This is a genomic window from Sulfuricurvum sp. (assembly GCF_049305995.1).
GTDB lineage: Bacteria > Campylobacterota > Campylobacteria > Campylobacterales > Sulfurimonadaceae > Sulfuricurvum.
This window is the reverse complement of record NZ_JBAQPS010000184.1, coordinates 1-5,957: the sequence shown is the minus strand read 5'-3', so window position 1 is coordinate 5,957 and position 5,957 is coordinate 1. Positions and strand designations below refer to the sequence as shown.

Genomic DNA, 5,957 nt, shown 5'->3' with positions numbered 1-5,957 from the left:
ATTTGTATAATCCGTGCGGACTTTATAGTCGTTTAGGGACGACGTTAGCCAACTTCGATGAGAGCATCGTCTCTAAACTCGACGGACTGAACTTTCACGCCCTCTGTGAACAAAACGTCGATGCACTGGAGGGGGTACTCGAAGCGTTTGAAGCCAAATTCGGCTCTTACATCGACGGGATGAACTATGTTAATTTCGGAGGAGGGCACCATATCACCCGTGTGGATTATGATGTGGATCGCTTGATCGAGGTTATCCGAGCATTCAAAGCGCGACACAACAACATTACTGTCTATCTCGAACCGGGTGAAGCGATAGGATGGCAAACAGGGCCTTTAGTTGCATCAATACTCGATATCGTTCATAACGGGATGGATATTGCCATCTTAGACAGTTCAGCGGAAGCTCATATGCCTGATACCCTTGCGATGCCGTACCGAGCGATGATTCGAGGTTCAGGCGAAGCAGGAGAAAAAGCTCATACTTACCGCTTAGGGGGCAATACATGCCTAGCCGGAGATATTATGGGTGATTATTCGTTTGACGAACCGCTCAAAGTGGGGGATAAAATTATTTTTGAAGATCAAATTCATTATACATTTGTGAAAAATACGACTTTCAACGGGATCAAGCTCCCCTCCATTGCTATCTATACGAAAGAGGGAGAACTAAAAATCGTTCATGAATTCGGATACGAAGATTATCGCAACCGTCTTTCTTAGACGATTTCATCTCGTAACATTTTAATAATTTCTTGTTGTCTTCGGGCAATATACTTACTGAGATAAAATTCTTGTTGTCTTGTTGGGTTCATTTTAAAATGATATTTTTTCCCTTCTTCATAGGAGGAGGTAAATACAAAATACCCTTTGATTCCATGTGTTTCACCTATGATTTCGGTAGGGAAATAGAGTGTGGCTTCTATACTATTACCAAGGGTATAGTTGTGTTTACTCGTGGTTGCCACACCTCCCAGTGAGATATCAAATATATTTAATTTTAGATGTACAGCATTATGAATTACTTCTAACACAAAAGGTTTAGGTGGATGAACACGTACGCTTGTACGTTGAAAAAAAGAAGTTTCAAGCTTTTTAAAGTCATATAACTCTAAATACCGTTCACCTTTCATATATTTAGGTGTGACTGATGCATAAATATTATAAGGTAAATATTCATTTTTTAGGAGATGAATTCCATTTTGTAAGACTGCTGCTGTATTTTGAATCGGGTGTGCTTTGATTAAAACACCTTGTCTATTCGACTCAATAACTTGCGCTTCATACTGTATCGGTACACCGCAATATGTGTTATAGAGGGTAATGTCTTTGTTTTTGTGTCGTAATATTTCGAGTGAAGCAATAACGCTGTGTTGAAAAAGAAAATGAGATTTATCTTTATTGTTTTGATCTGTAATATTAGTAATAAAGTATTCGATTGCATTAGCAAACGGAATTATTTTTTCCCATCCACCACTGACTCCATAAAATGATTTAATATAAAGATTCAGAATAATATGAAAGGTATTATTTAAAAATTGTTCGGTTTGCTGAGTGTTAGGAAACAAATTATTAATTTCATTCGTCACGTCATACATATAACCGCCATTTTCTATGAATAACGCATCAAAAAGAGGATTGATTATAGATTGAAATTTGTCAGCTAAAACATGTTCACATTCTATATCTCGATATGCTTTCCATGCGGCTTTCATAAATATAGGATGAAATAAATCAAGATTAAAATCAGGGTGTGTAATATCTCTAAATATGGTTACAGCTTCGTCGTATAACATAGGTGCCTTTCATCTAAAAAAGTAAGTGCTGCTATAATAGCATTATTATAGCTTAATATTGACGCTTTATTTTGATAGGCAATGTTAAATGCTGTACCGTGATCAACGGAAGTTCGGATGATTGGAAGTCCTAAAGAAACATTGATTCCTTCATCAAAATAAAGTGCTTTAAGTGGAGCAAGCCCCTGATCGTGATACATTGCAACTATCGTTTTATAATATTCTCGATTACGAGGAGTAAAAGCGACATCCGGAACCAGTGGCCCTTCAAAAATATTTTTGCCGATTTGTTGATTTGTCTGTTGTATAGCTTTGGCGATAATCGTCTCCTCATTTCCTAAAACACCGTGATCTCCTGCATGTGGGTTAAGCCCAAGTACTCCGATTGGAAAACGATTGACACTTTTATGCAGTAAGAGTAAAAAATCGGTAATTTTTTCAATATGTATAGCATCAGCAACTTTCCGAAGGGGAATATGTTCAGTGTATAATGCAACATAAAGCTGATCACATCCTAGCATCATTATTGCGTCCTGCTTGAATAAATGACGTAATAAATCCGTATGCCCTACGAAGGGAATACCTGCCATCATCCATGCCTCTTTATGGATGGGAAGAGTAACAATCGCATCAACACTTTTGGATTTAGCAAGCTCTACAGCAGTGACAAAAGAGTCATAACTGTAACGTCCGCTTGAAGCTGATACTATACCCTTTTCGATTGTAAATTCTCCCGAGACTTTAACTAGATGAAAATCATTAGGAATTTGTGTGTTTAATAAGCTTGCTGCTTGTTGTGCCATTGCGTAGTTAATACAATAAAGCGGATTACAAAGCTTTTTGATTTGATTATGTGCCTTTAGAATTATTTCAAAGCCAATACCATTAAGGTCACCAACACTAATAGCGATAGTTTTCAACGCTGACATAATACTTTCATGTCCGATACAGCAGTTTGCAATCCAGTAAAGATTGAGCGAGCAATGATACTTTGCCCTATATTCAGTTCTTCAATCGTATCAATTTGAACAATAGGCGTCACATTTTGATAATTAAGCCCATGACCGGCGGCTACTTTTAATCCGAATATACGTGCTTTATTGGCAGCATTAACAATATCTTCATAGGATTGATTTAATCGTGAATTGAGATCCTTACGACTTAGTTTAAGGGAATCAATTGCATGATGCGAGTGAGAAAGGGAAGAATATCGCATTGCATATACATTGGCATAAGTTCCCGTATGAAGTTCAACCCATTGAGCCCCAAGTTTGCACGAGATATCTACTGCTTCATCAGTGGGATCGATAAAGAGAGATACTTCTATCTCATTCTCTGTGAGCTTTTTGATAGTGTTTAATATTATTTCATATTGCGCACATACATCAAGCCCGCCTTCCGTTGTTACTTCTTCTCTTTTTTCAGGAACCAATGTTACACGATGTGGGCGTAGAGTAGATACGATATCGATAATTTCAGGATTGATAGAACACTCTAAATTTACAGGTAGAACAGAATTTTCGATAATGCGGCGTACATCTTCATCATGAATGTGGCGACGATCTTCACGTAAATGAATAGTAATTTGATCAGCACCGCTTTGAGCACAAATCGCAAGTGCCATAAGTGGATCCGGATCATTGATTTTACGAGCTTCTCTCAAAACAGCAATATGATCAATATTGACACCAAGTGACATTTTAGGCTTAACCGTGTGCATAAAAACTCCTACGTTTTGTGAATTTATTTAAAGTTGATATTGTAAGAGGAACTACCTAGAGTAAAAAGCTATATTTCATGGGTACTTTGATAGCATCTATCGTATATGTACCACCTAAAAAAAGAGCTGAGGCAAGAATTCCTTGTTCCAAAAGCATATCGGAACCATCTTTATACGGTAAAGCAGTTCGTTTTACTTCACGTAAAAATGGGGTTTCTTTACCATAAATAACATCGATGACCCCTTTTGTATGTGTTAATAGGTCATTGAGTAATAATTGCGGGATAGGAAGCTCATTATCTGATAGTCCTGCTGAAGTTGTATTTATGATAAGATCATACGAATCGACAGTAAAATTATCCCATGTATAAGTAGGAAATGCTTCATGGATAAAATATGCTAAACGTCCCGAAGAACGATTGAGAATAGTCGCGGTAATTCCCCCATCTCTAAGTGCTATAGAAAGGGCACGTGCAGTACCGCCTGCTCCTAAAATGAGAGCATTTTTAATAGTTCCAAACGATTGAATAGCACTCATAAATCCGTCTGCATCTGTGTTATATCCGATAAGTCGGCCATTTTCAAGAACAAGTGTATTGACTGCTTGAATCTTTTTAGCAATCCCACGTACTTCGTCGCACAGTGCGTATGCTATCTCTTTATGGGGTACGGTGACATTTGCGCCACTAAGCCCTTTTGCAAAAAAAAGTTCACGCAGTCTGTTTCCATCACTTAGCTGAGTGCGTGTATAGCATCCCCTGAACCCGAGAGTTTTGAAAACTGTATTGTGCATAAGCGGCGAACGGGAATGGGAGATCGGATCACCGAATATAGAATAGAGGTTCATGATGGATCAATAAGGTCATCTAAAGTGCTCATAAGAGCACCGAGTTTATTAGTTACTTCGAGGTATTCGAGCTCATTTTGAGAATCGGCGACGATTCCAGCACCTGCTTGTAAAATCACTTCATTGGGTTTGATTAAAGCAGTACGGATCGTAATAGCACTGTCCATATTTCCATCAAAACCGAAATAGCCGATAGTTCCGCTATAAAAGCCCCGTTTGATCCCTTCATATTCTGCAATTAGTTCCATTGCCCGAATTTTTGGTGCACCTGTCATTGTTCCTGCTGTAAAAACGGCAGCAAGGAGGTCAAACATATCTTTATTTTCCTGGATTTGGGCATGAACATCAGATACGATATGCATTACGTGCGAATAACGTTCTACATGCATCATTTCTTCTACATGAACGGTTCCTGTTTTAGCAACCCGTCCGACATCGTTACGACCTAAATCGATCAGCATCAAATGTTCAGCCAACTCTTTGGGATCAGAGAGAAGCTCTTCTTCGAGTTCTAGATCACGTTGGGCAGTTTCACCACGTTTACGGGTTCCTGCAATCGGTCGTAGTAAAATATCGCCATCACTTAAACGTACCATCACTTCGGGTGAACTTCCGACAATGCTAAAATTTTCATATTCCATCAAATACATATAAGGCGAGGGGTTTTTAAGGCGTAAAACACGGTAAAAGCTAAAAGAATCAACTTGTGCATGACGTATGTAACGGTTGGTCATCAAGATTTGGAAAACATCACCACTCTTAATCATCTCTTTTGATTTATCAACCATTGAAAAAAAGTGTTCTTTAGAAAAGATAAATGTTCCCCCTTGATCTTCACGAATCGCTTGAAGCGGAGTATAGTGATAGGGAGATTTTAGTAGTGTTTCGATCTCATCAAATTTATCAATCATTTCTTTAACACAGCTAAGCATCGTGATCGTTGCATTTTTATGCGAGACGATGAGTGCAAGTTTTGGAAGGATTAAATCCATATCAGGGATATACGTCTGATCGATTAAATCACGCATGGATTCTTCAAGTATTGGCTCAAATACTTGAACCATATCGTATCCTATATAACCGATAAAACCGTCGATATATCCAATACCCAAAGCACGAGCCTCTTCACGATAGCTCTTTTTGTCTAGGGATTGATAATAATTTTTCAAAAATGCAAAGGGAGAGATTTCAAGAGCATGTTCCTTACCCACACTATCGCGATAGAGGGTTGTTTTATTACTATAGGTAAGACGTTCACGTGCACCGATAATAATAATGGTGTAGTTACCATTACTATTTCCGGCACTTTCAAGCAAAAAACTGACTTCACAAGTAAAAAAGCTTTTAGCCTTTTCATAAATGGCAATTGGGGCGAATTGATCGAGAGAAATATGGCGTGAAGTAATCACTTTATCCCTTTGTAATATAGGCGCCGGATTCGATGTTCCGTTTGACGTTTCCAAGAACATCACGAGCCGCTTTTTCACCTTGAAATGGTCCTATCATTATTTTTGTCATTGCTCCATTCGGTATCGTAGTGTATTTTAATCCACTGGCATTAATACGATCAAAAAAAGCTTGATCAGGTTGTTTAC

Annotated in this window: 6 protein-coding genes and 1 pseudogene; 1 reads left to right on the top strand and 6 read right to left on the bottom strand. The window is 38.3% G+C overall.

What is annotated here, in order from left to right:
* A pseudogene (locus tag WA010_RS06390) lies at nt 1-722 on the top strand (carboxynorspermidine decarboxylase); the annotation flags it as partial.
* On the opposite strand, the gene WA010_RS06385 reads toward WA010_RS06390, so the two are convergent.
* The 6 genes from WA010_RS06385 to WA010_RS06360 form a co-directional block, all read right to left on the bottom strand.
* Nucleotides 719-1,795, bottom strand: a complete 1,077-nt coding sequence (locus WA010_RS06385; protein WP_422556308.1) for a hypothetical protein — start codon at nt 1,793-1,795, stop codon at nt 719-721. The pseudogene WA010_RS06390 and the gene WA010_RS06385 overlap by 4 nt on opposite strands.
* Nucleotides 1,774-2,724 carry a 4-hydroxythreonine-4-phosphate dehydrogenase gene (gene pdxA / locus WA010_RS06380; protein WP_422556307.1) on the bottom strand — a complete coding sequence of 317 codons (951 nt, stop codon included), beginning with the start codon at nt 2,722-2,724 and terminating at the stop codon, nt 1,774-1,776. The genes WA010_RS06385 and pdxA overlap by 22 nt, the downstream gene beginning before the upstream one ends.
* Entirely contained in the window at nt 2,712-3,494 is a 783-nt protein-coding gene (locus tag WA010_RS06375) for a pyridoxine 5'-phosphate synthase (RefSeq protein WP_422556309.1), read from the bottom strand. Before WA010_RS06375 ends, pdxA begins: the two co-directional genes overlap by 13 nt.
* A 76-nt stretch (nt 3,495-3,570) precedes the next feature.
* The gene (locus WA010_RS06370; RefSeq protein WP_422556306.1) at nt 3,571-4,362 is read right to left on the bottom strand and encodes a shikimate dehydrogenase; all 792 of its coding nucleotides are present in this window, start codon (nt 4,360-4,362) and stop codon (nt 3,571-3,573) included.
* A complete protein-coding gene (locus WA010_RS06365; RefSeq protein ID WP_422556305.1) occupies nt 4,359-5,771 on the bottom strand; it encodes an anthranilate synthase component I family protein in 1,413 nt (470 codons plus the stop codon). Before WA010_RS06365 ends, WA010_RS06370 begins: the two co-directional genes overlap by 4 nt.
* A gap of 1 nt (nt 5,772) precedes the next feature.
* On the bottom strand, nt 5,773-5,957 hold a 185-nt coding region (locus WA010_RS06360; RefSeq protein ID WP_422556304.1), incomplete at its 5' end, for an SPOR domain-containing protein.

Bases quoted from the DNA above. Each gene is read 5' to 3' on its own strand.
- WA010_RS06385 (WP_422556308.1), bottom strand. From the start codon at position 1,795: ATGTTATACGACGAAGCTGTAACCATATTTAGAGATATTACACACCCT.
- pdxA (WP_422556307.1), bottom strand. From the start codon at position 2,724: ATGTCAGCGTTGAAAACTATCGCTATTAGTGTTGGTGACCTTAATGGT.
- WA010_RS06375 (WP_422556309.1), bottom strand. From the start codon at position 3,494: ATGTCACTTGGTGTCAATATTGATCATATTGCTGTTTTGAGAGAAGCT.
- WA010_RS06370 (WP_422556306.1), bottom strand. From the start codon at position 4,362: ATGAACCTCTATTCTATATTCGGTGATCCGATCTCCCATTCCCGTTCG.